This is a genomic window from Streptomyces sp. NPDC001194, from assembly GCF_042896985.1.
Lineage (GTDB): Bacteria > Actinomycetota > Actinomycetes > Streptomycetales > Streptomycetaceae > Streptomyces.
In genome coordinates, this window is sequence record NZ_JBIAXU010000001.1 from 911,319 (window position 1) to 938,279 (window position 26,961).

19 protein-coding genes are annotated in these 26,961 nt (G+C 72.4%); 9 read left to right on the plus strand and 10 right to left on the minus strand.

Going from position 1 to position 26,961, the window contains the following annotated elements; translation table 11 throughout:
• Positions 1-42: 42 nt before the first annotated feature.
• On the plus strand, positions 43-1,503 hold the full coding sequence (locus ACFY1T_RS04420) for an MFS transporter (protein WP_030869795.1): 1,461 nt from the start codon (positions 43-45) through the stop codon (positions 1,501-1,503).
• Positions 1,504-1,719: 216 nt separating this feature from the next.
• Here ACFY1T_RS04420 and ACFY1T_RS04425 read toward each other — a convergent pair whose 3' ends face one another.
• The 9 genes from ACFY1T_RS04425 to ACFY1T_RS04465 all read right to left on the minus strand — a co-directional run bounded on the left by ACFY1T_RS04425 (position 1,720) and on the right by ACFY1T_RS04465 (position 15,057).
• The gene (locus ACFY1T_RS04425) at positions 1,720-2,931 is read right to left on the minus strand and encodes an NAD(P)/FAD-dependent oxidoreductase (protein WP_390786886.1); all 1,212 of its coding nucleotides are present in this window, start codon (positions 2,929-2,931) and stop codon (positions 1,720-1,722) included.
• Positions 2,932-2,970: 39 nt separating this feature from the next.
• Complete coding sequence (locus ACFY1T_RS04430; RefSeq protein ID WP_390786887.1) at positions 2,971-4,437, minus strand: FAD-dependent oxidoreductase; 1,467 nt, start codon at positions 4,435-4,437, stop codon at positions 2,971-2,973.
• Positions 4,434-6,695 (minus strand): molybdopterin oxidoreductase family protein, encoded by a 2,262-nt coding sequence (locus tag ACFY1T_RS04435; protein ID WP_390786888.1) that lies wholly within the window; start codon positions 6,693-6,695, stop codon positions 4,434-4,436. The genes ACFY1T_RS04430 and ACFY1T_RS04435 overlap by 4 nt, the downstream gene beginning before the upstream one ends.
• Positions 6,688-8,106 carry an MFS transporter gene (locus ACFY1T_RS04440; RefSeq protein WP_390786889.1) on the minus strand — a complete coding sequence of 473 codons (1,419 nt, stop codon included), beginning with the start codon at positions 8,104-8,106 and terminating at the stop codon, positions 6,688-6,690. Before ACFY1T_RS04440 ends, ACFY1T_RS04435 begins: the two co-directional genes overlap by 8 nt.
• A 22-nt stretch (positions 8,107-8,128) precedes the next feature.
• Positions 8,129-9,565 (minus strand): 3-carboxy-cis,cis-muconate cycloisomerase, encoded by a 1,437-nt coding sequence (gene pcaB / locus ACFY1T_RS04445; RefSeq protein ID WP_390786890.1) that lies wholly within the window; start codon positions 9,563-9,565, stop codon positions 8,129-8,131.
• Positions 9,562-11,550: an FAD/NAD(P)-binding protein gene (locus ACFY1T_RS04450; RefSeq protein WP_390786891.1), complete on the minus strand. Its 1,989-nt coding sequence runs from the start codon at positions 11,548-11,550 to the stop codon at positions 9,562-9,564. The genes pcaB and ACFY1T_RS04450 overlap by 4 nt, the downstream gene beginning before the upstream one ends.
• A gap of 93 nt (positions 11,551-11,643) precedes the next feature.
• Positions 11,644-13,272 carry a class I adenylate-forming enzyme family protein gene (locus tag ACFY1T_RS04455; protein WP_390786892.1) on the minus strand — a complete coding sequence of 543 codons (1,629 nt, stop codon included), beginning with the start codon at positions 13,270-13,272 and terminating at the stop codon, positions 11,644-11,646.
• Positions 13,273-13,369: 97 nt separating this feature from the next.
• Positions 13,370-13,912, minus strand: a complete 543-nt coding sequence (locus ACFY1T_RS04460) for an SRPBCC family protein (protein ID WP_030869773.1) — start codon at positions 13,910-13,912, stop codon at positions 13,370-13,372.
• A 164-nt stretch (positions 13,913-14,076) separates the two neighbouring features.
• Positions 14,077-15,057, minus strand: coding sequence for an NADPH:quinone reductase (locus ACFY1T_RS04465; protein WP_390786893.1), 981 nt, complete (start codon positions 15,055-15,057; stop codon positions 14,077-14,079).
• Positions 15,058-15,282: 225 nt separating this feature from the next.
• Between ACFY1T_RS04465 and ACFY1T_RS04470 the strand changes: the two genes are divergently transcribed.
• The 8 genes from ACFY1T_RS04470 to ACFY1T_RS04505 all read left to right on the plus strand — a co-directional run bounded on the left by ACFY1T_RS04470 (position 15,283) and on the right by ACFY1T_RS04505 (position 23,971).
• Entirely contained in the window at positions 15,283-16,455 is a 1,173-nt protein-coding gene (locus ACFY1T_RS04470; protein WP_030869769.1) for a 3-deoxy-7-phosphoheptulonate synthase, read from the plus strand.
• Positions 16,456-16,474: 19 nt separating this feature from the next.
• A complete protein-coding gene (locus ACFY1T_RS04475) occupies positions 16,475-17,245 on the plus strand; it encodes a 2,3-dihydro-2,3-dihydroxybenzoate dehydrogenase (RefSeq protein WP_030869766.1) in 771 nt (256 codons plus the stop codon).
• A 125-nt stretch (positions 17,246-17,370) separates the two neighbouring features.
• Positions 17,371-17,994, plus strand: coding sequence for an isochorismatase family protein (locus ACFY1T_RS04480; protein ID WP_030869764.1), 624 nt, complete (start codon positions 17,371-17,373; stop codon positions 17,992-17,994).
• Positions 17,991-19,895 (plus strand): anthranilate synthase family protein, encoded by a 1,905-nt coding sequence (locus ACFY1T_RS04485; RefSeq protein ID WP_390786894.1) that lies wholly within the window; start codon positions 17,991-17,993, stop codon positions 19,893-19,895. Before ACFY1T_RS04480 ends, ACFY1T_RS04485 begins: the two co-directional genes overlap by 4 nt.
• 132 nt (positions 19,896-20,027) lie before the next feature.
• Positions 20,028-21,050 carry a ketoacyl-ACP synthase III gene (locus ACFY1T_RS04490; protein WP_363125066.1) on the plus strand — a complete coding sequence of 341 codons (1,023 nt, stop codon included), beginning with the start codon at positions 20,028-20,030 and terminating at the stop codon, positions 21,048-21,050.
• 71 nt (positions 21,051-21,121) lie between these two features.
• Positions 21,122-21,946 carry an arylamine N-acetyltransferase gene (locus ACFY1T_RS04495; RefSeq protein ID WP_390786895.1) on the plus strand — a complete coding sequence of 275 codons (825 nt, stop codon included), beginning with the start codon at positions 21,122-21,124 and terminating at the stop codon, positions 21,944-21,946.
• Positions 21,947-21,962: 16 nt separating this feature from the next.
• Positions 21,963-23,576, plus strand: a complete 1,614-nt coding sequence (locus tag ACFY1T_RS04500; RefSeq protein WP_390786896.1) for an FAD-dependent monooxygenase — start codon at positions 21,963-21,965, stop codon at positions 23,574-23,576.
• A 212-nt stretch (positions 23,577-23,788) separates the two neighbouring features.
• Positions 23,789-23,971, plus strand: coding sequence for a hypothetical protein (locus ACFY1T_RS04505; protein WP_390786897.1), 183 nt, complete (start codon positions 23,789-23,791; stop codon positions 23,969-23,971).
• Between the two features lie 100 nt (positions 23,972-24,071).
• On the opposite strand, the gene ACFY1T_RS04510 is transcribed toward ACFY1T_RS04505, so the two are convergent.
• Positions 24,072-26,888 carry a BTAD domain-containing putative transcriptional regulator gene (locus ACFY1T_RS04510; RefSeq protein WP_390786898.1) on the minus strand — a complete coding sequence of 939 codons (2,817 nt, stop codon included), beginning with the start codon at positions 26,886-26,888 and terminating at the stop codon, positions 24,072-24,074.
• Positions 26,889-26,961 lie beyond the last annotated feature (73 nt).

The window sequence follows — 26,961 nt, forward strand, 5'->3', positions numbered from 1 at the left end:
ACGGCCCACCAACCCCCGACCCGACCCCGGGAGCTGTACACCATGTCAACGACCCAGAACCAGGAAGGCCGGCGCAAGCACCTCGGCCTCACCCTGGCGCTGCTCGCCTTCGCCCAGCTGATCATCTCCATCGACTACAACATCGTCTACGTGGCGCTGCCCGACATCGGCAGCGGCCTCGGCTTCTCCGCCCAGACCCTGCAGTGGGTCGTCAGCGCCTACGCCGTCGCCTTCGGCGGGTTCCTGCTTCTCGGCGGCCGTGCCTGCGACCTGTTCGGCCCGCGCCGCATGTTCGTCCTGGGCCTCGCCCTCTACGCCGGCTCCTCCCTGCTCGGCGGCCTCGCCGGCACCCCCGAGGTGCTGATCGCCGCCCGTGCGATCCAGGGCATCGGCGGCGCCTTCCTCTTCCCGGCGACCCTCACCCTGGTCTCCACCAGCTTCGCCGAGGGCAAGGAGCGCAACCGCGCCTTCGCCGTCTGGGGCACCGCCGGCGGCAGTGGCATGATCGTCGGCTCGCTGCTCGGCGGCGTGCTCACCCAGTCCCTCGGCTGGGAGTCCGTCTTCTACGTCAACGTGCCGCTGGCCGGCATCGCCGCGCTGCTCGCCTTCCCGCTGATCAAGCCGGACGCCGCCCGCAACGCCGCCCGCAGCTTCGACCTGCTGGGCGCCCTGACCTCCACGGTCGGCATCACCGCGATCGTCTTCGCCCTGGTCCAGGGTCCCGAGTCCGGCTGGGCCTCCGGCGAGGTCCTCGGCGCCCTCGCCATCGGCGTGGTCCTGCTCATCGCCTTCTTCGTCATCGAGAAGAAGTCCTCGGACCCGCTGCTGCCGCTGACGCTCTTCAAGAACCGCAACCTCACCACCGCGGTGGGCGTGACCTTCTTCTACATGGCCACCTTCGGCACCCTGCTGTACTTCCTCACCGTCTACTTCCAGGGCGTCCACGGCTACAGCCCGCTGGAGACCGGCGTCGCCTTCCTCGTCCCGATGGTCGCCATCGCCATCGGCGCCCAGACGGCCGGTGGCCTCGCCACCAAGCACGGCATCCGCGCCATCATGGTCGGCGCCATGGTCATCGGCGTCATCGGCACCGCGATCGTCGGCATCACCATGGCCACCGACGCCTCGTACTGGGCCCTCGTGCCCGGCCTGATCGTCATGGGCCTCGGCCAGGGCGCCGGCTACACCCTGATGTTCGGTGCCGCCGCCATCGGTGTCGCCCCCGAGGAGCAGGGCATCGCCTCCGGTGTCGCCTCCACCACCCAGCAGATCGGTGGCGCCGTCGGCCTCGCCGTCCTGGTCGCCATCGCCAACTCCGGCCTGGAGGGCCAGACGGGTGAGGCGCTGCGCGCCGCCACCACGGACGGCATCCAGAAGGCGGTCTTCATCGCCGCCGCCGGCATCGTGATCACCGGCCTGATCGCCCTGGGCCTGAAGAAGCCCGAGCAGAAGGCGCAGACCGCGCCCGTCGCCGAGCGCGAGTCACAGACCGCCGGAGTCTGATCCGGCAGCTCCACGCAGCGCACGGCGGAAGCCCCCACCCCACCGGGTGGGGGCTTCCGCCGTTGCTCCGTGTCCGGGCGTCCGGACAGCCGGACAGCCGGACAGCCGGACAGCCGGGCAGCCGGGCAGCCGGGCAGGCGGGCAGGCGGCCGCAACGGCCGCTGGGGGGTGCCCCGGGATCGGGACACCCCCCAGCGGTTCGGGGTCGGGCGGAGGCTAGACGGAGGCCAGCAAGGCCTCGGCGGAGTCCGGCAGTTCACGGCCCAGCAGGGACCGCAGCCGCGGGTAGGCCGCCGCGTCGCCGGCGAGGATCCCGCCGAGCAGGCTGTCCCCCGCCGAGTCGAGGACGAGCTTGGCGTACACCTCCCCGCCCGCGGATTCCCGTACGAATTCCAGGGCGCCCGGGGTCTGCGCGTGGGCGTCGCCGAAGGAGGCGACGTCCACGCCCATCAGCTTGAGCTTCGTGGACATGTCGGCGCCCGGGAAGCGGGCCGGGCCCTCGCCGAGCAGCTGGGAGACGACGGCCTCCGCCATCCGGTAGCCCGGGGCCACCAGGCCGTAGCAGCGGCCCTCGACGGCCGCGCACTCGCCGATGGCCCAGACGTACGGGTCCGCGGTGCGGCAGTGGTCGTCGACGAGGAAGCCGCCCCGCTCGCCGCGCGGCAGCTCCGCGGGGCCGGCCAGGGAGTCCTGGGGCCGCACGCCGGCGGAGAAGACGACGAGGCCCGTCTCGATGGACGTACCGTCCGCGAAGACCAGGCGGGCCACGCGGCCGTCGGCGCCCGCCTCGATGTGGCTGGTCGCCACGGACAGGTGGGTGGTGACCCCGAGCCCGGTGACGAGCCGGTCGAGGACGCGGCCGCCGCCCTCGTCGACCTGGACGGGCATCAGCCGCGGGGCCATCTCCACGACGTGCGGGGAGAGTCCCAGCAGCCGGAGGCCGTTGGCGGCCTCCAGGCCGAGGAGGCCGCCGCCGATCACCACGCCGGTGGTGGTGCGGGCGGCGGCCTCACGGATGGCTTCGAGGTCGTCGAGGGTGCGGTAGACGCAGACGCCGGGCAGTTCCCGGCCGGGGACGGGCGGCACGAAGGGCACCGACCCGGTGGCCAGGACGAGGGCGTCGTAGGGGACGGGGACACCGTCCTCGAGGGTGGCGGTGCGGCGCTCGCGGTCGATGCCGACGGCCCTGGTGGAGGTGTGGAACTCCACCAGGGCGTCGTCGGACAGGGCGGGCTTCACCAGGCTCAGCTCGGCCGGGGTCTTGTCGTCGAGGGCGGACGAGAGCCTGACCCGGTCGTAGGCGGGGTGTCTGTCCTCGCCGAGGACCACCACCCGCCAGGTGCCGTGCCGGTCGCGGGAGCGGAGCTCCTCGACGAGGCGGTGGCCGGTCATTCCGTGGCCGATGACGACGAGGGTGCGGGTGGTCATACTCGGTGTCCTTTGCGGGGTGAGGGCCTCCGCGCCGGTTCAACTGCCGGTCGCGGCAGCGCTGGTGGAGGCCAGTGCGGTGCAGATGGACTCCACCTGACGGGCGCAGCCACCGCAGCCGGTGGTCGCGCGGGTGGCGTCCGCGAGCTCGTTGAGCTCGCGCGCCCCGGCGTGCCAGGCCTGGGTGAGGTCGTGATGGGTGACGTTGTTGCACAGGCAGATGACGGTCTCGGCCGTGATCTCGGCGGAGCCGGCCTTGGCCAGGCGGGGGGCGCGGCCCAGGAGCAGGCTGAGCCGGTCGCGCGGGACGGGCGCGTCGTGGACGTACAGCTCCGTCGTGGTGGCGATGGCCCGGTCGAAGCCGAGGATGACGGCGGCGGTGATGTGTTCGCCGGTCAGCTCCAGGCGGGCGTAGCGGCCGTTCGCCGGGTCGTTGAGGGTGATCGTCTCGTCGCATGGGACGGCGCCCGGCATGCCGAGGACCACGAGGCCGGGGCCGGCGATCCGGGGCCGCAGGACGCGGCGGGCGGGGGCGACGCCGCGGGCGCCGGAGGCGAGGTGGCGGGCCAGCGCCTCGGCCTGCGCCCAGCCGGAGGCCAGGGATCCGCCGCGGTTGCCGCGGTGTTCGGCGCAGTCGCCGAGGGCGTGGACCAGCGGGTCGTCGGTGCGCATGCAGTCGTCGACGAGGATGCCGGTGCGCACGGCGAGCCCGGCGGCGCGGGCCAGCCCGGTCTCGGGCAGGACTCCGGTGCACAGCAGCAGGGTGTCGGCGGGCACGGCGCTGCCGTCCGCGAGGGTGAGGGTGCCGGGGGTGCCGGGGGTGCCGGGGGCGTCGGAGGTGGCGGGGGTGTACGCGGTGGCGGGGCTGCCGGCGATGAGCTCGACGCCGGCGGCGGTGAGCCGGTCGCGTACGAGGGCCCCCGCGGCCGCGTCGAGGAGGTGGTCCATCGGCCAGGGGCGGGGGTGGACGAGGGTGACGGGTCGGTCCTTCAGGGCCAGCGCGAACGCGGCTTCGACGCCGAGGGAACCGGCGCCCAGGATGGTCACGGGAGTCCGGGCGGCCACCACGGCCGGGTCGGTGAGCCGGGCGCAGTCGGCGAGGGTGCGCAGGACGGCGACCCCTGCGGCCGGGCTCCCGTCGGGGGTGCGCAGGCCGGGCAGGTCGGGCAGGAGCGGGCTGGCGCCGGTGGCCAGGATCAGCCGGGCGTACGGGAAGACGTCCCCGTCGGCGGTGTGCACGCGGCGGCGGACCCGGTCGATCCGGACGGCGCAGACGCCGGTCCGGATCGTGGTGTCGCCGGGCGGCGGGGGCAGTTCCATGGCCTCGACCGGCAGGCTGCCGTCGAGGGCGGAGGTGAGCAGGGCCCGGTGGTAGGCGGGGGTGTCCTCGGCCCCGAGGACGGTGACGGGATCCTCGCAGCCGAAGTGGCGCAGCCGGTCGAGGATCTGGTGGGCGGCCGGGCCGTTGCCTATGACGAGGATCGGCGCGGTGGAGTGCGTGGTCATGGGCGGGCGTCCTGGAGGGGTGCGGGGCCGGAGCCGGGGCCGGAGGCGGAGGCGGAGGCGAGGACGATGTCGGCGCCGTCTTCCTCGGAGCCGTCCTCCCCGGTGCCGTCGTTCCCGGCGTCCGTCTCGGGGAATTCGAGCTCCGCCGGCTCGATCCGGACCGCGCACACCTTGAACTCGGGCATGCGGCTGCGCGGGTCGAGGGCGTCGTTGGTGAGCAGGTTGGCCCGCCCGGCGCCCGGGAAGTGGAACGGCAGGAAGACGGTGTCGGCGCGCAGGGTCGGGTCCAGGCGGACCCGGGCCAGCGTGGTGCCGCGCGCCGAGCTGACCCGGGCGTGGCCGCCGTCGGTCAGGCCGGCCCGGGCGGCCGTGTCGGGATGCACCTCGACGTGCGCCTCGGGGGCGGCCGCGGCCAGCTGCGGCACCCGGCGGGTCTGCGCCCCGGACTGGTACTGGGCCAGGACGCGGCCGGTGGTGGCGTACAGCGGGTGCTCGGCGTGCGCCTCCTCGGCGGGCGGGCGGTGCTCCACCTCGGCGAAGCGGGCACGGCCGTCGGCGTGGGCGAACCGGTCGAGGAACAGCCTCGGGGTGCCGGGGTGGGCGGGCTCGCCGTCGGCGGTGCGCGGGCAGGGCCAGTGCAGGGCCTCGCCCGCGTCGAGGCGGTCGTAGCCGATCCCCGAGTAGTCGGCCGGGCCGCCCCGGGAGGCGCGGCCCAACTCCTCGAAAACGGCCCGCGGTTCGGTCGGGTAGCGCTCGGGGAGGTCGCCCAGCCGGGTGGCGAGGCCGCGCAGGACGGCCAGGTCGGAGCGGGCGCCGGGCGGCGGGTCGAGCAGCCGGCGGCGGCGCAGGACGCGGCCTTCGAGGTTGGTCATGGTGCCTTCCTCCTCGGCCCACTGGGTGACGGGCAGCACCACGTCGGCCATGCGGGCGGTCTCGGAGGGCACGAAGTCGGCGACGACGAGCAGGTCCAGGGAGGACAGGCGTTCGGCGACGCGGTCGGCGCGCGGGGCGGAGACCACCGGGTTGGCGCCGAAGACGAGCAGGGCGCGCGGGCCGGTGTCGGTGCCGAGGGCGCTGAGGAGTTCGTACGCGCTGCGGCCGGGCCCCGGGATGACCTCGGGGTCGACGCCCCAGACGCCCGCCACGTGGGCCCTGGCCGCCGGGTCGGTGATCATCCGGTAGCCGGGCAGCTGGTCCGCCTTCTGGCCGTGCTCGCGGCCGCCCTGGCCGTTGCCCTGGCCGGTGAGGCAGCCGTAGCCGCCGCCTTCGCGGCCGGGCAGGCCCAGGGCGAGCGCGATGTTGATGAAGGCGGCGACGGTGTCGGTGCCCTTGCTGTGCTGTTCGGCGCCGCGGCCGGTGAGGACGTACGCCCGGCCGGCGGCGGCGAGCATCCGAACGGCCTCGCGCTGGTCGCTGACGGGTACGCCGGTGACCTTCTCGACGCGCTCGGGCCACCAGGAGGCGGCGCGCTTCCACGCGGCCTCGAATCCGGTGGTGCGCCGGTCGACGTAGGCGCGGTCGGTGTGGCCGTCGACGACGAGGATGTGCATGAGGCCGAGGGCGAGGGCCAGGTCGGTGCCGGGACGCGGCTGGAGGTGCAGGGCCGCGCGGGCGGCGGTGGGGGTGCGGCGCGGGTCGATGACGATCAGCCGGGCCGCGCTGAGGTGGCGCATCAGCGGGGGCATCGTCTCTGCGGGGTTGGCCCCGGCGAGCAGGATCACGTCGGCGGACGCGAGGTCGGTGACGGGGAAGGGCAGTCCGCGGTCCAGGCCGAAGGCGGCGTTGCCGGCGGCGGCCGCCGAGGACATGCAGAACCGGCCGTTGTAGTCGATCTGGCTGGTGCCGAGGGCGAGGCGGGCGAACTTCCCGAGGAGGTACGCCTTCTCGTTGGTGAGCCCGCCGCCGCCGAACACGCCGACGGCGTCGGGGCCGTGTTCGGCGCGGATGCGGCCGAGGCCGGCGGCCACGGTGTCGAGGGCGGTGTCCCAGTCGGTGGCGCGCAGGGTCCCGCCGGCGTCGCGGACCATCGGGGTCCGGATCCGGTCGGGGGTGGTGAGCAGGGCGGGTGCCGTCCAGCCCTTCTGGCACAGGCCGCCGCTGTTGACGGGGAAGTCCGGGTCGGGCCGGACCTCGGCCCCGCCCGCCGGTTCGTCCCGGCTCAGCAGGGTGCCGCATTGCAGGGCGCAGTACGGGCAGTGGGTCCGTACGGTCCCGGCGTCGCCCTCGCGGGCGGCGCCGGGACGTGTCCGGTCAGACATGGACGTTCTCCGGCCGGGCGGCGGCGGCCACCGTCTGCTGCCGCTGCTGCTGCGCGGCCGGGGAGCCGGCGCGCTCGCGGCGCACGTACACCGTCCAGACGACGGCCGCGCAGAGGGCGTAGTAGCCGAGGAAGGACAGGAAGGCGGGGGTGCCGTTGCTCGCGCCGCCGCTGTAGGCGCCGCGGAAGGCGAGGTTGATGGCGACTCCGCCGAGCGCGCCGATCGCGCCGGAGATGCCGATGGCGGCGCCCGACAGGCGGCGGGCGGTGGCGAAGGCCCGGGTGGCGTCCTCGCCCCCGACGATGCGGGCCTCGGCCTGGCGGGTGAAGGCCGCGGGGATCAGCTTGTAGGTGGAGCCGTTGCCGATGCCGCTGAGGACGAACAGGGCGGTGAATCCGGCGATGAAGATCGTCAGCGAGTCGCGCGCGGAGGCGAGGAGCAGCACACCGGTGCCGGCGCCCATGCCGGCGAAGGTGATGAGGGTGATGCGGGCGCCGCCGAAGCGGTCGGCGAGCCAGCCGCCGAAGGGGCGGGAGAAGGAGCCGAGCAGCGGGCCGAGGAAGGTGTACGAGGCCGCCTGCAGCGGGGTGGAGCCGAACTGGGTCTGCAGGACCAGCCCGAAGGCGAATCCGTAGCCGATGAACGAGCCGAAGGTGCCGATGTAGAGGAGGGAGATGAGCCAGGTGTCGCGCTGGGCGAGGGCCTCGCGCTGGGCGCCCGGATCGGTCCGTACGGTCGCGATGTTGTCCATCTTGAACGCGCAGACGAGGGAGACGATCGCGATGAGCGGCAGGTAGAAGGCGGCGATGTACGCCGGGTGGGTGTCGCCCGCGGTGGAGATGACGAGCAGGCCCAGCAGCTGGACTGCGGCGACGCCGAGGTTGCCGCCGCCCGCGTTGAGGCCGAGGGCCCAGCCCTGGTGGCGGCGCGGGAAGAAGCCGGTGATGTTGGTCATCGAGGAGGCGAAATTGCCGCCGCCGACCCCGCCGAGGGCGCTGATCAGCAGGAACACCCACAGCGGGGTGCCGGGGCGCTGGATGAAGACCACGGTGAGCGTGGCCGGCACCAGCAGGATCGCCGAGGCGAAGACGGTCCAGTTGCGGCCGCCGAAGCGGGTGACGGCGTAGCTGTACGAGGGGCGCAGGAGGGCGCCGACGAGCGTGGGGGTGACGACGAGGAGGAACTTCTCGTCGGGCGCGAAGCCGAGGCCGATCCCGGGCGTCATGAACAGCACCAGGACCGACCACATGCTCCAGATGGAGAAGCCGATGTGCTCGGAGACCACCGACAGGTAGAGGTTGCGCAGGGCGATGCGCTTGCCGCCGCGCTCCCAGTACTGCTCGTCCTCGGCGTCCCAGTCCTCGATCCAGCGCCCCTTGGCTGATCGCGTGGCTGTTCTCTCGGCACTCATGACCTGGTTTCTCCCTTGTCTGTCAGGCGGTTGGTCCGCGGGGTGGCGACTGCGGTACGTCGGCCAGCGCGCGGTCGACGAGGGCGCCGGCGGCGCCGCTGTACCCGGCCGGGTCGCACAGCTGCGCGATGTACTGCGCGTCGAGTCCGTGCCCGGCCCCGGACATCCCGGTGAGCACGGCGCCCAGGGGGCGCCCGCTCCCGGCGGCGGCGGCCGAGGCCTCGGTCAGCAGCTGCTTCGCGGCGGCCTTGCCCAGGCGCGGGGCGAGGCGGGCCGCGATGCGCTCGGAGACCACCTGGCCGCCGGTGAGGTCGAGGTTCTCCCGCATCCGGCCGGCCCGGACCTCGAGGCCCTCGGCGAGTTCGACCGCGGTGTGGGCGGCGCCGCCGGTCAGGCGCAGGCACTCGCGCAGCAGTTGCCATTCGGCGTGCCAGACGCCGGCGGCTCGCTCGTCCTCGGTGACCAGGCACTGGGTGAGCCCGGCGGCGATCACCGGGACCTGGAGGGCGGCGGCGCGGATCAGGGTGGCGAGTACGGGATTGCGCTTGTGCGGCATGGCGGAGGAGCTGCCGCGGCCGGCGGCGGTGGGTTCGGCGACCTCGCCCACCTCGGTCCGGGTCAGCGCCTGCACGTCGACCGCGATCTTGCCGAGGGCTCCGGCGGTGAAGGCCAGCGCGGCGGCGAGATCGGCGAGCGGGGTGCGCAGCGCGTGCCAGGGCAGCACCGGGCGGGCGAGTCCGGTCTCGGCGGCGAAGGCGTCGACGAGCCGGTCGAGGTAGGGGTGGGCGGTGTCGGCCGCCACGTCGGGGCGGTCGATGTCGGCGTACTCGAGGTAGCCGGCGAGGGTGCCGGCGGCCCCGCCGAGCGAGACCGGCAGGCCCTCGTCGAGGACTCGGGCGAGGCGGGCGTCCGCGTCGAGGACGAGGGCCCGCCAGCCCGCGGCCTTGAGGCCGAAGGTGGTGGGGACGGCGTGCAGGGCCAGGGTGCGGCCCGGCATGAGGGTGTCGCGGTGGGTGCGGGCGAGGCCCGCCAGGGCCTGCGCGGTCCGGGCGAGGTCCGCCCGGACCAGGCGCAGGGTCCTGGCGGCCACCAGCATGGCGCCGGTGTCGAAGATGTCCTGGCTGGTGGAACCCCGGTGGACGAAGTCCGCGGCTTTCGGATCGATGCCGCGGACCACCGCGGTGAGGGCCTGGACCAGGCCCACCACCGGGTTCGCGGTCTCCCGCGAGGCGAGCGCGAGGGCCCTCAGGTCGAACCGCTCGGCCCGGGCGGCTTCGGTGATGACGGCCGCGGCTTCCCCCGGGAGGGTGCCGAGGCTCGCCTGGGCCCGGGCCAGGGCGGCCTCGGCGTCGAGCATGGCCTGCAGCCATGCCCGGTCGCCGACGGCCGCCTCGGCCGCGGTGCCGGCCCGCACCGGAGACAGCAGGCCGGCGTCCACGAGAAGGCCCTCGTCGGTCATACGATCACGCCGGGCAGCGTGTCGTCGGCCGGCTGGTCGGCCACCGCGCGGATCCCGGCCGGCAGGCTCGCGACCGGCGGCAGGGCCAGTACGGCGCGGGCGATGGCGTCGGAGTCGCCGAGCGTCACCGAGTCCACGCCGGGCCGGATGCCGGCCGCGGTGACCCAGTGGACGGACTCGGTCGGCACCCCGTAGGCGAAGCGGCGCGCGTGGGCGGTGCCGCGGGCGTCGATGAGCCGGTACGGGCGCTCGGTGACCGCGAGGCCGCCGGTCTGGTAGCCGCCCTGCTCGCCCGAGATGACGTACGGCTTGGCCTGGTCGGTGTCCAGCAGGTGCTGGAGCAGCGGGTCGGAGGTGCGCCGCAGGTCGGGCTCGGGCAGCCGGGACTCGATGAGCACCTGCGCCTTGATCTGCGGGCCGGGCACCGAGGTGGACGCGGCCACGTACGTCTGGGCGTCGGTGTCGATGCGGACCTGGGTGCCGGGGCCGGTGATCGTCAGGATGCCGGCCTCGATGAGGGCGATCATCTCCTCGATGCGGGTGGCCGGCGGGCCGATGGAGAGGAAGCCGTTGAGCGGGGTGTACCAGCCCTCCAGGTCGTCGCGGTGCGAGTCCCCGTCGAGGCCGCCGTGGTCGACGGCGAGCCGGACCTCGTTGCGCAGGTCGCGCAGGACGTCCAGGGCGGACTTGACCGGGCCGCTCAGGTTGCCCTGGCGGGCGGCGGCGACGTCGGCCGCGAGGTACTCCACCAGCCAGGCCTGGAAGGCGTCGCGGTCGGCGAACTGCGTGTCGCCGTACGGGACGGAGAGCTTCTCCCAGCTCCAGTGCTGCTCCTCGGGGATGTCGTACTCGGCGAGCAGCCAGGAGCGGCCCTCCGCGTCCTCGGTCTCCAGGTAGCGCTCGGTGAACGCCTCGCGCTCCTCCGGCCGGCCGTTCGCGGCGAGCAGGGCGCCGTAGTAGACGCTCTCGACCTCCAGCGAGATGAAGGGCCAGAGGTCTTCCTTGAAGGTGACCCGGCCGCCGGAGGCGGCCCGCTCGCGCAGGGCGCGCACGTAGTCCGGGGTCAGCAGCTTGGGGAAGTAGCGGCCGTACGCGCCCTTCTCGTTGTCGCCGCGGGCGTGGTACGGGATGCCGCGCCGGGAGAAGGCGTAGAGCCGGGGCTCCTGCCCGGACGGCTGGTAGGTGAGCTTGCCGCCCTCGTCGCGGACGAAGGAGCCGCCGCGGCCGTGGCTGAACAGCGCCATGTAGTCGAAGAAGTTCAGCCCCAGGCCGCGGACGAGCACCGTCTGGCCGGGCTTGATCGCCGCGAGGTCCTTGTCGGCCGGGTTGCCCGGCGTCAGGTAGGTCAGGTAGTGGATGCGCGCCAGGGATGCGGTGCGCGCCTCGCGCGGGGTGAGGCGGGCCGGGACGTGACCCTGGGCCAGGATGATGGCGTCGAGGTCGTTGAGGCGGGTGCCGTCCTGGAGCCGGACGCCCTGCGGGCCACCCGAGATGCCGAGGGTGTCGGCGATGGCCACGGCGCGCGAGCGGTGGACGTGGACGGTGACGTGCTTGGGGGCGCCGACGATGACGCGCTGGAAGCACTCGCTGAGGTAGTTCCCGTAGAAGGCGCGGGTGGGGTAGGTGTCCGGGCCCATGGCCGCGGCCTCGGCGAGGGTGCCCTCGTCGTAGTCGCCGAACTGGCCCAGCACGGAGAGGGACTTGGCCCACTCGAACAGGGTCGGACCGGGCTCGATCGGACCGTCGATCTTGCAGCTGTCGTCGGTGTAGACGGTGATCTGGCAAGCGACGGTGTTCATCAGCAGGTGGCGGGACTGGCCCGAGCGCCAGACCTGGCCGGCGCCGGGCGCGGCCGGGTCCACGACGTGGATGGCGACCGAGTCGTGAACGGGGTTCTCCCGCTCGTTGGCGACCAGGCGCTCGACGACGGACAGGCCGCGGGGGCCTGCGCCGACGACGGCTATCTCAACGGACGAGCTGCTCATGCGGTATCTCCGATGCGGTAGGGATGCAGGATGGGAGCCGGGCCTGTGCGGGGGTGGACCGGGCGCGGTGGCGCTGCGGGCTTCACCGGGCGCTCAGGCGGCGTCGGCCTTGACCTCGGTTCCGGTGGCGGCTTCGGCTTCGGTGTCCGTGCCGGCCTCGTCCTGCGCCCCGCCTGCGACCAGGCGGGCGAGTTCGAGGCGCTTGATCTTGGTGGTGGAGGTCTGCGGGACGTCCTCGAGGCGCCACTGGACCGGGGCGGCGAGCTTCGGCAGGCCGATGACCGCGGACTTCCAGGCGATCAGGTCGAGCGGCTTGTCGTCGCGCGTGCAGACGACCGGGACCGGGACCCCGTCGGGGCCGGGGATGATGATGACCTCGATGAGCTCGTGCAGCCGGGTGAAGAGCTTGTCCTCGATCTCCAGGGTCGAGCCGATGCCCGGGATCTCGTCGACCTCGCGGTCGAGCAGGTGCAGGCAGCCCCACTTGGTGCGGTAGCCGAGGTCGCCCATCCGCCACCAGCCGTCGTTGACCTGCTTCTCCCAGCGCTCGTGCTCGGAGTGGTAGGTGATGATGCGGCCGTCGGACTTGATCTCGATGAAGCCCGGGTTGTCCTTGGTGACGGGGTTGCCGTCACGGCTGACGACGCGGACGCCGGTCATGCCGGGGAACGGGGAGCCGACGCAGCGGCCGTCGAAGTCGGCGCCGCCCTTGCGGGTGTAGGTGCGGGCCGCGATCGGGCCGACCTCGCTCTGGCCGTAGGCCTGGGCGAAGAGCGCGTTCTTCCGCTTGCTCGCCTTGAGCAGGATGCTGACCGTGCGCGGGTGGATCGCGTCGAAGGTCGAGCTGAAGTACTTGACGTTCGCGAGGGGGCCGCGGGGGTCCTCGGCCAGCTCCTCCCAGCGCAGGAACGTGTTGGGGTGGGCCTCGATGAACCCGGGCGGGACCTGGGCGAAGATGTCGCCGACGGTCTCCGGGTCGTCCTCCTTGAGGACGATCAGGGTGTGGCCCTGGAGGATCGAGATCGGCATGGCCGTGAACATCCGGGAGTGGACGAACGACACGTGGACCGCGACCGGTTCGCGCTTGGGCACGGCCGAGAAGACGGTCGCCTGCGGGCGGTAGCGGGCCTCGAAGGTGTGGCCGGTGTGCACGGCGAGCTTCGGGGTGCCGGTGGTGCCCGAGGTGTGCGTGATCAGGGTGGGGTGCTCCGGCGGCATCGGGATCGCCTGGACGCGGGGGACCCCGGCGAGGGAGGCCAGTTCGACGGCCTTCTCGTGGGTGCCCGAGGTCAGCAGCACCCCGGCCGTGATGTCGAAGATCTCGGCCGGCAGGTTGGTGTCGAGCTTTTCCTGGTCGGTGATCAGGAAGGGCTGGTCGATGCGGCGCACCAGCGTCGCGACCGTCTCGCCGTCCAGCTTCGGGGACAGCAGGGCCGGGATCGCGCCGATGCGGGCGATCGCGCAGGCCAGCAGCGAGATGTCGAAGCCGTCGGACTTGTGCACGACGACGTGGTGGTTGGGCCGTACGCCGACCGACCACAGGCGGGAGGCGAAGTCGTCGATCAGGTCCGCGAGTTCGGTGAAGGTGGGGCGGCGCCCGAGCTGCGGGGCGATGTCCAGGTCGTGGTCCATGACCACGAGGCCCGCGGGGGTGCGGGCGGCCGCTCGGTCGAAGAGCGTACCCAGCCGGATGCCCTTGTTTCCTATGCGCTGGAGAAGCATGGCCTCGTTCTCTCAAGAGTGTCTTCGATGGCGTACGGGGAGTGGGCCGGCACCGCGAGGGAGGCCGGTGCCGGCGTCCGGGTGCGACAACGCAGGCTCAGCGGCCTTCGACGACGTCGCGGATGCGGGCGAGGGTGGCGTCGAGGTCCCCTTCGAGCTTCTCGGTCCAGTCGGTGATGAACTGCTTGCGCTGGACCTCGTCGAGGTCGGCGACGATCTTGTGGATGCCGGCCGTCGCCTTGCCCATGCGGAAGTGGTGGACGAGGACCGAGCCCTCCTGGGCCGGCTCGATGTCGAAGCCCCAGATGGACTCCTGGTCCTCCTGGGCGTGGGTCAGCATCACCCAGCGGAAGGTGCGGCCGGGCTCGGCCGCCGTGATGCGGGCCTCGGTGTACCAGGTGCCGCGGACCAGCGGGGCCCAGCCGACGACGTCCTCGGCGCGCAGGTTCTCGCCGCGGAAAATCGCGCCGACGCTGGAAGGCTCACCGGAAATCCACTCGCCGCCCTGGCATTCCGGGCTCCACTCGGCGCTCCGGGTCAGGTCGCTGACGACGTCGTAGATCTCCTGCGCGGTGGCCGCGACGGGAATGTCCGCGCGGACCTCGAAAAGCGGGGTCGAGTCGATGATGGAGTTCGTCATGGCCGAAATACTGCTGCTCGCGCATTCACCGCTCAAGGCTCTTATCCCGGGTCCATCAGGTCCTTTACCCGTGTATTGCACAAGGAAAATGGAGACATGCCGGAGCGGCGCCGCGATAATGGTTCCACGGCGCCGCCGACAGTGATTTGCCGCAGCTTTGTCCGTCAGGAACGGGCGCGCAGCACCAGCTTTCCCGTCACCTTGCCCTCGTCCAGAAGGCGGTGCGCCCGGGCCGCCTCCGACAGCGGCAGCACCTCGGTGCCGCGCGGCCGCAGCAGTCCGGCCGCCGTCAGCCGGTTGACGTGGGCCGCGGCCGCGGCCAGCCGGCCGGCGGTGGCGTGCGAGATCGCGAAACCGCGGACCGAACAGTCCTTGAGGTAGAGCGGGCCCACGGGCAGCACGGGACGGGTGCGCATCCCCGAGAGCAGCACGATCCGGCCGCGGCTCGCGAGCAGGTCCACCGCGGTCTCCAGGTCGTTGCGGGCCGAGGTGTCGACGTGGATGTCCACCCCGCCCGGGGCGAGCTCGCGGACCCGGCCCGGCACGTCGGGGTCGTTGTAGTCGATGACCTCGGCCGCGCCGAGCTCCCGTACGTAGTCGAAGTCGCGCGGCGAGGACGTCGCGATGACCCGGGCTCCGGCGTGCGCGGCCATCGTGACCAGCGCACTGCCCACGTTGCCCGCGGCCCCGAGCACCAGGACGGTGTCGCCGGCGGCGACGGCGCCCTGGTCGAAGAGGGCGAGGTAGGCCGTGACGGCCGGGTGCGCGAGGGCGACCGCGTCGACCGGGTCCACCCCCTCGGGCAGCGGGTAGAGCCGCTCGGCCGGGACGACGGCCAGCTCGGCGGCGGCGCCCTGGCGGCCGTCGTGGCCGAGGCTGTTGCACCAGACCCGGTCCCCCGGCGCGAAGCGGTGGGCGACCGCGGGGCCGGCGGAGCGCACGGTCCCCACGAGGTCCCGGCCGATCACGAAGGGGAAGTCGAGCGGGGTGCGCCAGGCACCCGAGCGGACGAAGGTGTCGACGTGGTTGACGGAGACGACGTCGACCTCGACGAGCACGTCGGACGGCCCCGGCTGCGGAGCGGGCAGCTCACCGAAGCGGATGAGCTCCGCGGGACCCAACTGTTCGATATAGGCGGCATGCATGGTCCGGATTCTGTGCGCAACGGCCGTTCCGGGAAAGCCCGTGCCGCTTTTCAGTCAGGTGTGAGTTAACCGATCACGGACGGCTTTGTCAGGTACGGCCGCGACACCTGACGGAGTTCCCATTGACGGGTGGGGCCCACTCCAATTACCCAGCAGCATCGATAATCCGCCACCCCTCAGTTCTGCCCATACGCCAGACTTGGGCCCATTTCCTGGGAGTTTCCTGTGGTTACAGCTTCACTCACCGTCAGAAAAGCATCGGCCCTCCAACAGCCCGACTGGGCCGATTTCCCCGAACTGGCCAAGGTGAAGGACGATCTTTCCCAGCGTCCCGCTTTGGTCAATGCCGGAGACGTCCGCCGCCTGCGCTCCCACCTCGCCCGGGTCTCCTCGGGCGAGGCCTTCGTGGTGCAGGCGGGCGACTGCGCCGAGGACCCGTCGGAGTGCGACGCCGGCTACATCGCGCGCAAGTCCGCCCTCCTCGACATGCTCGCCGGCACGTTGAAGATGATCACGCACAAGCCGGTGGTCCGGATCGGCCGGCTCGCCGGCCAGTTCGCCAAGCCGCGCTCGCGCCCGACCGAGGTCGTGGACGGGGTCGAACTGCCCGTGTACCGCGGCCACATGGTCAACGGCCCCGAGGCCGGCCTGGCCGACCGCCTTCCCGACCCGTTCCGCCTGCTCTCCGGCTACCGCTCCGCCGCGCAGGCCATGGCCCACCTCGGCTGGACCGACCCGGCCCGCCGCTCCGGCATCTGCCCGCCGGTGTGGACCAGCCACGAGGCCCTGCTCCTCGACTACGAACTTCCCATGATGCGCTGGGACGAGGAGGGCAGCCCCCTGCTGACCTCGACCCACTTCCCGTGGATCGGCGAGCGCACCCGCCAGATCGACGGACCCCACGTGGACATGCTGGCCGGGGTCGTCAACCCCGTCGCCTGCAAGGTGGGCCCCTCGATGGAGCCGGAGGAGCTCATCGAGCTCTGCCGGCGCCTCGACCCGTGGCGCGAGCCCGGCCGCCTCACCCTGATCGCCCGCATGGGCGCCGACCTGGTCGCCGAGCGCCTGCCCGCGCTCGTCGACGCGGTGCGGCAGGCCGGACACCCGGTGATCTGGCTGACCGACCCCATGCACGGCAACACCTTCTCCGCCCCCGGCGGTCACAAGACCCGTCTGGTCGACACCGTCGTCAAGGAGATCCAGGGCTTCCAGGCCGCCGTGGCCCAGGGCGGCGGGATCGCGGGCGGTCTGCACCTCGAGACCACCCCGGACGACGTCACCGAGTGCGCGACCGGTGAGGACCAGCTGCACACGGTCGGAGAGAAGTACACGAGCCTGTGCGACCCCCGCCTCAACCCGAACCAGGCCTACGCCGTGGTGACGCAATGGCGAGCCTGAACCAGCAGGGAGATTGGACATGGAGAACAAGGTCGCCCTCGTCACAGGAGCCGCGGGAGGCATCGGTCTGGCCGTAGCCCGCCTGCTCGCCGAGGAGGGCGCGACGGTGGCCGCCGTCGACCGCGACGCCGACAGGCTGCGCGAGTCGGTGGAGAAGCTGGCCGCCGACGGGCTGGACGTCCACGCCCACCCGGCCGACGTCACCGTCACCGCACAGGTCGAGTCGGTCGTCGACGCCGTCGAATCCGAACTCGGGCCGCTGGACTTCCTCGTCAACACGGCGGGGATCCTGCGCCTGGGCGAGGTACGGGACTTCAGCGACGAGGACTGGCTGCAGACCTTCGAGGTCAACGTCAGCGGCGTCTTCCGGCTGTCCCGCGCCGCCGTCAACCGGATGGTCCCCCGCAACCGCGGGGCCATCGTCACCGTCGCCTCGAACGCCGCCGGCACCCCGCGCACCGCCATGGCCGCGTACGGCGCGTCGAAGGCCGCCGCGACCATGCTCACCAAGACGCTCGGCCTCGAAGTGGCCAAGCACAACATCCGCTGCAACGTCGTCGCCCCCGGCTCCACCGACACGGCGATGCTCGCCTCCATGTGGGAGGACGAGCAGGGCCCCGCGAAGACCATCGCGGGCAGCCCCGAGTCCTTCAAGGTCGGCATCCCGCTGAGCAAGCTCGCCCGCACCACCGACATCGCCGAATCCGTGCTCTTCCTGCTCTCCGACCGCGCGGCGCACATCACCCTGCACGTCCTCACCGTGGACGGCGGCGCCACGCTCGGCGCGTGAGCCCGCCCCGCCCACACCACCCGACCTGCTCCACCCGCTCCACCCGCTCCACCCGCTCCACCCGCTCCACCCGCCCATCCACCCTGCGCACCCGCTTTGAGGATCAGACATCCGAGAGGACAGTCATGGCCGGCATACCGACCATCGAGCCCTATCCCCTCCCGACCGCGGGAGACATCCCCCCGTCCATACCGCAGTGGACCTTCGACCCTGACCGGGCCGTACTGCTCGTCCACGACATGCAGCGCTACTTCCTCGCGCCCTTCCCCCAGGCACTGCGCGCCGAGCTGACCGACAACGCCGCGCTGCTGCGCGAGCACTTCAAGGCCCACGGCGCCCCCGTCGCCTACACCGCCCAGCCGGGCGGCATGACCCCCGAGCAGCGCGGGCTGCTCGCGGACATCTGGGGCCCGGGAATGCGTACGACGCCCGAGGACCGCGAGGTCGTCCCCGCGCTCGCACCCGACCCCGAGGACTGGGTCTGCACCAAGTGGCGCTACAGCGCCTTCTTCAACACCGACCTGCTGGAGCGCATGCGCGCCGCCGGCCGGGACCAGCTCGTCATCTGCGGTGTCTACGCGCACGTCGGCGTGCTGACCACGGCCATCGAGTCCTTCAGCCACGACATCCAGACCTTCCTGGTCGCGGACGCGATCGGCGACTTCAGCGAGCTGGAGCACCGGCTGGCCATCGACTACGCGTCCAAGCGCTGCGCGGTCGTCACCACCGCCAAGGAGATCGCAGGATGACCTCGCCCCTGCTGGCCCGTGTCCTGGGCCCCAATCCGCCCCCCTTCGCCCTCCTCTACCGCCCGGAAGCCACCGGTCCGGGGATCCTCGACGTCATCGTCGGCGAGAGCGCCACCGTGGACTCGCTGGCGCAGCTGCGCACTGCGGGTGCCCCGGCCGCCGCGACAGCGCCGGCCGGCGACGGCTCCCGGCACGAGGTGCTCGCGCTGATCCCGTACCGGCAGATCTCCGAGCGGGGCTTCGCCGCCCCCGCGGAGGACACCCCGCTGGTCGCGATGACCGTCACCGGGCAGGAGCAGATCTCGCTGGTCGAGGCGCTCGCCCGGATCCCCGACCTGCCGATCGAACTCGAAGGCGGAGCGTTCGACGTCTCCGACGAGGAGTACGCGGACACCGTGCGCCGGGTGATCTCCGACGAGATCGGCGAGGGCGCGGGCGCCAACTTCGTCCTCAAGCGGTCCTGGACCACCGGGATCCGCTCGTACTCCACCGGGCACGCGCTGACCCTCTTCCGGCGGCTGCTGGAAAGGGAGTCGGGCGCGTACTGGACCTTCGTCGTGCACACCGGCGAGCGCACCCTCGTCGGCGCCAGTCCCGAGCGCCACGTCAGCCTGCGCCAGGGCACCGCCGTCATGAACCCGATCAGCGGCACGTACCGCTATCCGGCGGCCGGGCCCTCGCTGCCGGAGGTGATGGACTTCCTCGCCGACACCAAGGAGGTCGACGAGCTCTACATGGTGGTGGACGAGGAACTGAAGATGATGGCCCGGATCTGCGAGGGCGGTGCCCGCGTCGACGGCCCGTACCTCAAGGAGATGGCCCGCCTCGCCCACACCGAGTACTTCATCGAGGGCCGCAGCACGCGACCCCCGGAGGAGATCCTGCGCGAGACCCTGTTCGCCCCGACCGTCACCGGAAGCCCGCTGGAGAGCGCGGCCCAGGTGATCGCCAAGTACGAGCCCCGGGGCCGCGGCTACTACAGCGGTGTGCTGGCCCTGATCGGCCGCGACGAGCAGGGCGGGGACGCGCTGGACTCCTCGATCCTGATCCGCACGGCCGACATCGGCGCCGGCGGCGAGGTCCGCATCGGCGTCGGCGCCACCCTCGTGCGCCACTCCGACCCCTGGTCGGAGGTGGCCGAGACCGCGGCGAAGGCGGCCGGACTGCTCGCGGCACTCGAATCTGGGGCCGGCAGGACCCGGTTCGCCACCCATCCCACCGTCCGTGCGGCACTGGAGGACCGCAACCGCACGATCGCCGGCTACTGGCTCAAGGAGGACCAGGAACGGGAGGCCGTCGATCCGGCGCTGGCCGGCCGGAGCGTCCTGGTGATCGACGCCGAGGACACGTTCACGGCGATGATCGCCCGCCAACTGGACTCGATCGGGCTGGACGTGACGATCCGCCGGTACGACGAGTCGTACTCCTTCGACGGGCACGACCTGGTGGTGATGGGCCCCGGCCCGGGCGACCCCCGGGACGGCTCCCACCCCAAGATCGCCCATCTGCGCGCGGCGGTACGGAACCTGCTGGACGAGCGGCGGCCCTTCCTGGCCGTCTGCCTCAGCCACCAGGTGCTGTCCACGGCGCTCGGCTTCGACCTGGTCCGCCGCGACGAACCCAACCAGGGCGTGCAGAAGGAGATCGACTTCTTCGGCAGGCCCGAACGGGTCGGTTTCTACAACACCTTCGCCGCCCGCTCCCTGGTCGACTCGGCCGTGATCCCCGGTGTCGGGCTCGTGGACATCAGCCGCGATCCGCAGACGGGGGAGGTGCACGCGCTGCGCGGCCCGCACTTCGCGTCGATGCAGTTCCACGCCGAATCGGTGCTGACACAGAACGGACCGCGCATCACCGGGGACCTGCTGGCCTCGCTGACCGCGCGGATGCTCGCCGCCTGACGCGGCGCGGGGCGGTCCGGCCCGCCCGGACCGCCCCGCGACCCCGTACCTGACAAGGTCCCACGGATGCCGTTGTCGGCTTTTCCCGGGGACGGAACCATAAGTTTCACGCAGTGTTGAGGAGTCGTAGAAATGATCACGACGGGAAATCACGGTGCGCGCAATGCTTTTTCGGTGGGCGTGCTCGGTACGGGGTCGTACGTACCGGCTCATGTCGTTTCCAACGAGGAAGTCGGAGCGCCGGCCGGAGTCGATCACGAATGGATACTCGGCAAGACGGGAATACGCGAGCGGCGTTGGGCGAAGCCCGATGAAGCAACATCCGATCTCGCGGTGATCGCGGGGCGGGCGGCACTGGAGAGCGCCGGAATCCGCGCCCGGCAGCTGTCGTTCATCGTGGTGGCGACCTCCACCCCGGACCAGCCCCAGCCGCCGACGGCGGCCGTGGTCGCCGACGAGCTCGGCGCCGACCAGGGCACCGCCGCCTTCGACGTCAACGGCGTCTGCACGGGCTTCCTGTTCGCGCTGGCCACGGCGCAGGGCATGCTCGCGTCCGCCACCGGCGAGGGCTACGCCCTGGTCATCGGCGCCGACGTGTACTCCCGGATCCTCAATCGGGAGGACCGGCGCACCACCATCCTGTTCGGTGACGGCGCCGGCGCCGTCGTGCTCGGCCCGGTCGCCGGAGAAGGACGCGGCGTCCTGGCGAACCGGCTGGCCAGTTATGCGGCCGACCGTCATCTCATCGAGGTCCCCGGCGGCGGCAGCCGAATTCCGGCGACCGCCGAAACCCTCGCAGAGGGACTGCAGTACTTCACCATGAACGGCCGGGGCGTCCGCGATTTCGTCGCCGAGAACGTCCCGCCCGCCATCGACGCGTTCCTTTCGGAACGCGGCCTCACTCCTGCGGACATCTCGCATTTCGTTCCGCACCAGGCCAACGGACGCATGCTGGAAAACCTCTCCGAGGAAATCGGCGTGGGTACCGAACGCACCTGGACGACCTACGAGCGGTACGGGAACACCGGCTCCGCCTCCGTCCCGATCACCCTGGACCTCGCGGCCCGCTCCGGCCGGCTGGCCGAAGGCGACCTGGTCCTGCTCGCGGGCTTCGGCGGCGGCATGGCCCTGGGTCTGTCGCTCATCCGCTGGTAGCCCACCTCCCGCGGGCCCCTCCCTCCCCGCCCTCGCCTGCCCCCGGGGGCGACACCCTTCAAGGAGATTCCATGCTGGACGCAACCCCGATCGACGACGCCCGGGTCGACGCCTACCTCACCCGGATCGGCGCGAGCCGGCCCGCGCAGCCCGACCTCGCCGGTCTGCGCCACCTGGCCGAACGCGCCGTGTTGTCGGTCCCGTTCGAGAACCTCGACTACCACCTCGAAGGCCGCGAGATCCACATGGACAAGCGGTCCGTGGACAAGGTCGCGATCGACAGCCGCGGCGGCGGCTGCTACGAGGTCAACCCGGCGCTGGGCTTCGTGCTGGAGGCCCTGGGCTACGAGGTCGACATCCTGCCGGGCCGCGTGCACCGGCCGGAGGGCGTGGGCCCGTTCCTCGGCCACCTCGCCCTCAAGGTGACCATCGGCGAGGACGCGTACCTCGTCGACACCGGCTTCGGCCGCAACAGCCGCTTCCCGCTCGACTGGAACAGCCGCGAGGTCCAGAGCGACCCGCACGGCGAGTACCAGCTCAAGGACGTCGAGGACAAGCCCGGCACCGTCGACCTGTGGCTCGGCGGCCGCCCGCTGTACCAGGTCGTCGAGACCCCGGTCCGCATCGAGGACTACGCCCCGTCGCTGTGGTGGTACCGCACGGCGCCCGACTCCTCCTTCATGCAGGCCCTGTTCTGCTCCATCCGCACCGAGAACGGTCTGGTGACCCTCAAGGGCCGCCACCTGAACGTCGTCGACGGCGACCAGCGCTCGAAGACCGTCCTCCAGGACGACGCCGAGGTCATCGCCGCGTACAAGACGCACTTCGGCATCAGCCTCGACCGCCTGCCCACCGAGCCGGAGAACTCCATCACCACCGGCGTCCGCACCGACTGAGAGAGTCCCAGAGGCCATGGCTGACCTGATAGCCGGCGAGAGCCGGCCCACGAGAGAGGGCGAAGCGGTTTCCACCGCCGGGGCGTCCGACCTGGACGTCCTGGTGGTCGGGGCCGGCCCCACCGGACTGCTGACCGCCGTCGAACTGCTGCGGCGCGGCATCAGGGTCCGCGTGATCGACCGTGCCGTCGAACCCATGCTGACCCCCAAGGCCCTGTCCGTCTGGCCGCGCGCCCTCGACATCCTCGAGGACACCGGTCTGGGCGGCGTGGTCGACGAGGAGTCCGTACGGATCAACACGCTGAGCTACTTCTCCGAACGGCGCCCCCTGGCCTCCTTCGGGTTCTCGGACGACCTGGCGTGCCGCACCCTTCCCCAGCACGTCACGGAGCGGCTGCTCACCGAGCGGCTGCAGGCACTCGGCGGCAAGATCGAGCGCGGGGTGCGGCTGCTGGCCCTGGACGGTCTGGACTACTCCGGCCGGATCGAGGCCACCGACGGCGTGACGGCGGTGCTGGAGACCCCCGAGGGGCTGCAGCGGCTGCGGGTGCCGTTCGTCGTCGGCGCGGACGGCGCCGGCAGCGCCGTCCGGGGCCAACTCGGCGTCGGATTCGAAGGATCGACGTACGAGATGGCGTTCGCACTCATCGATGCCCGCATCGATGGGTATCTACCTCCGGACGAGTGCCACTTCTACCAGTCCGCGAACGGTGCACTGGTGATCGTGCCCATCCCGGGCGGGATCTACCGGTTCCTGTCGGTGATGCCCCAGGGCGGCGGCGAGGTCGACGTCCCGATGATGCAGGCCGTCATCGACGAGCGCGGGCCTCGCGGCGTACGGATCAAGGAGGCGGTTTGGAAGGCCGTGTTCCGGGTTCACGCCCGGCGGGCGAGCGAGTTCCAGCGCGGCCGGGTCTTCCTCGCGGGCGACGCCGCCCACGTCCACAGCCCGGCCGGCGGGCAGGGGATGAACAACGGCCTCCAAGACGCCCACAACCTCGCCTGGAAGCTGGCCTCGGTGATCCGGGGCGAGTCCCCCTCCTCCTTGCTCGACTCTTACGGCGAAGAGCGGGCGGAGGTCACCCGGCAGCTCGTGCGCGACACCGACTTCCAGACCAGGGCCTGGCTGTTCAAGTCCAAGGCCTCGGTGGCGGCGCGCGACGCGGCGTTCCGGCTCCTAGACCGGACCGGGATCGTCTCGGAGTTCTACGCCCCCGTGATGGCGGGCCGCCGGCTCTCGTACCCGCCGACCCGCGACACCCAGCAGCCCTCGGGCTGGACGGGGTGCCGCGTGCGCCGCTCGCTGCCCGGCGCACTGGAGGTCGGAGCGGTCTTCCCGCGCCATCTGGCACTCGCGTACGGGATCTCCGGACCGGCCGCGGATCCGCACGGCTGGAATCTGGTGGTCGTCCCGGACGGGAACAGGGCCTGGGAGGAGGAATTGGGCCACATCGTGGCGCAATGGCCACTGTTGCGGCAAGTGACGGTAAGGCGCCGCGACGCCGCGGCACAGGCCGGATGTCGCTCCGCGGGGTACTACCTGATCCGGCCGGACGGACATATAGCGGCTCACGGCCATGCGCGGGATCTGGGACGACTCGAAGCGGAACTCCGACTCTCCTTTTCTTGATCGGCAATCCACCGATATCCGAACGTCGATATCCGGCCAACCAAATACCGGATAGCCCACCGGTTTTCTCGTTAGACTGCCCGTTCCCGTTCCGTTCCCTTACCACCCCCCGCTCAAGCGGGAACGGAGAGGGACTGGAGCAGGAAGCCCCGTTGCGAATCTCTGTCATGTCGAAAGCGACACGGGATTTCACAACAAACAAGGGGTACGAAATGCGCGGCAAGTTCGCTGGTCTGGTCGGTATCTTCGCCCTCACGCTCACCCTCGGCCTGGGTGCGGCGGTCGAGCAGGACCACCAGGCCAACGGCACGAAGGGGGGGCACTCGGTGCTGGCCGAGGACAAGGGCCCGGGCGTCGCCCCGACCAACCCCCCGGTGCCCCCGAAGGGCATCTGACCAGACCCCCCGCGCAGGCAGTGGGCCCCGTCCGACACCGGACGGGGCCCACTGCTTTCTCCGTTCGGGCGCGCCGCCTCGGCACGCTCCCGCACTGCGGTCAGACGGTGCGGCGCCCCTCCGGCGGCACCCCCATGGCCTCGAAGAGCATGTCGGCGCGCTCCCGGTACTCGGCCGCGGCCGGCCGGCCGAGCCGCTCGGCCGCGGCCGCCATCCCGTCCAGCGCGTGCGCCATCTCGACGCGGTATCCCATGACCTCCGCCACCTCGAGCGCCCGCTCGTGCAGACGCAGGGCCTCTTCGTCGCGGCCGCTGCGTCCGTGCTTGAGCGCCAGGAGGTTGTCCACCCGGGAGCGTCGCTGCGTCGAGGTCCTGGGGCTGATCAGCTCCAGGGCCCGCTCCTCGTGCTCCTGTGCCCGCCGGACGTCCCCGAGCCGGTCGCTCACGTCGGAGGAGACGGCGAGCGCCAGGACCATGTTCTCCTCCATGGCGGTGGCGCTCAGCGCCCACGACCGCGTCACGCTGTCGTGGGCGGCCTCGAAATCGCCCTTCCCTATCTGGGCCAGGGCCAGGCTCGTCCACGCGGTGACCTCCACCCCCGGAGAGGGATAGGCCCGGCAGATCTCGATCACCCTGCGCACGGCATCGGCCGCCTCGTCGTGGCGGCCGAGCGCCAGGCACACGGTACCGAGCGTGTTGAGGTCCTCCGCCTGCTGCTGCACCAGACCGGCGCCGTCGCCCTTCTGGAACGCCCGTACCGCCTCCGTCGTGTAGTCGTACGAGCTCGCGAGATTGCCCAGCGCGTAGTGTGCGAGCCCGAGCAGCCCGAGGGATACCGCCTGGTCGTCCGGGCCCCCGGCCTTCCGCGCCCAGTCGAGCGCCTCTTCCCCGGCCTCCACCGCCTCCGTGAAGCGGCCGAGCCTCCAGCGCGCCACCCCGAGGTTGTTGAGCGTCTGGCAGATGAGCAGGGGATCGCCCATGCCGCGCGTGGCGGTCAGCCCCGCCCGGCTCACCGATTCGAACTCGGCAAACCGTCCGCGGAGGTTCAGGTGGAAGGACGCGTTGCGGGCCAGGGCGAACACCAGCTGCGGGCTCCCCTCGTGGCCGCCCCGGGCCAGAAGGGTCTGGATGCCCGCGACCTCCCGGTCGAACCACTCCAGGGTGCGGTCCTCGCGGCGCATCGGCGGCAGCGCGTACGCGATGTCGGGCGCGTCCACGTCCATGCTGCGGCGGGTGGGGAACAGCAGCGTGCACGCGGCCTCGGTCGCCGACGTGTAGTAGCCGAGCAGCCGGCCGTCCGCCTCCCTGGCCTCGCGCCCGTTCCTGCCCTGGCCGAGCGAGAGCGCGTACGTGCGCACCAGGTCGTGGAAGGCGTACATCCCCGGGTCGTTCTGCACCAGCAGGTGCATGTCGAGGAGGTCCTCCAGCATGTCCTCCGCGTCCCGCACCCCGGTCCTCAGCAGAGCCGCGGCCGAGTAGACGTCGACCTCCGCGCCGGGGTGCAGGCCCAGCAGGCAGAAGGCGGCCTGGAGCTCCTCCTCCAACGCCTTGTACGACAGGCTGAGCGTGGCGGCCACGCTGCGCTCCCCCGCGCTCAGCTCGTCCAGCCGGCGGGTCTCGTCCTCCAGCCTTTCGACCAGGTAGCGGACGGTCCAGCGCGGACGGTTGCGCAGCCGGGCAACCGCCAGCCGCAGGGCCAGCGGCAGGTGGCCGCACAGGTCGGCGAGTTCGGCGGCGGCCTCCGGTTCCCTGGCCACCCGGTCGTCACCGAGGAGCTCGGTGAGCATCGTCCTGCTCTCCTCCGGCTCCATCACCCCCAGCGAGATCCAGTCCGCGCCGTCCAGATCGAGCAGCCTGGCGCGGCTGGTGACCAGCACCAGGCACTCGGTCGAGGACGGGAGCAGGGGCAGCACCTGGCCGGCGTCCAGGGCGTTGTCGAACAGGAACAGCAGGCGGCGGCCCGTCAGGGTGGCCCGCCACAGGCCGGTCAGGCCCGCCTCGTCGTCGGGGATGCTGTCGGCGGCCACCCCCAGGGTGCGCAGCAGGCCGGACAGGGTCGCGGCCGGCCCCTGCGGCTTCTCCCCGGGGGTGAAGCCGCGCAGGTCGGCGTAGAGCTGGCCGTCCGGGTACTCCTCGGCCAGCTGGTACGCCGCCCGCACCGCCAGCGAGGTCTTGCCGCAGCCGCCCATGCCGTCGATCGCGACGACCCGGGGCCCCTCTCCCGCGTCCTGCCGGCACACCTCCAGCACCTCGGCCAGCTCGCGCTCGCGGCCGGTGAAGTCGGGAACGCCGGGCGGCAGGGTGCAGGGAGCGCCGTGCAGTGAGGCCAGGGTCGGGAAGCGGTGGCTCCCGGCGCCGGAGGGCGCGGACCGCCGGGCGTCCGCGGCCCCCGCCTCCGGGGACCCGGACGCGGCCGGCGCGGCCACGGCGACCGGCCGTGCCGGGCCGTCCAGATCGGGGGAGGCGCGCAGGATGTCCTCGTACATCTTGGTGAGCTGCGCGCTGGGGTCTATGCCCAGTTCCTCGACGAGCAGTTCGCGCACCTTGGCGTACTCGGCGAGCGCCTCCGCCTGCCGCCCGGAGCGGTACAGCGCCAGGATCAGGTGGCCGCGCAGCGATTCCCGCAGCGGATGCTGCGCGATGAGGGTGCGCAGGTCACTGATGAGCTCCCCGGCCTCGCCCAGTGCCAGACGCAGTTCGAAGAGCTGCTCGGCCGCCCCCAGCCGGCGTTCCTCCAGTACGGCGCCCGCGGCCTCCACCACCGAACCGCCGGCGCCGGACATCACGGGGCCGCGCCACAGGGCCAGGGCCGCACGCAGTTCGTCGGCCGCGGCCTCGGGCCGGTCCCCGGAGGCGGCGTGCCGGGCCTCGCGGATGTGCCCGTTGAAGAGGAGCAGGTCGAGCTGGTCGCGCGTCACCTGAACCCGGTAGCCCGGACCGTCCGTGACGATCAGGTTCCCACCCCCCGGGATCCTGCGCCGCAGGTCGGCG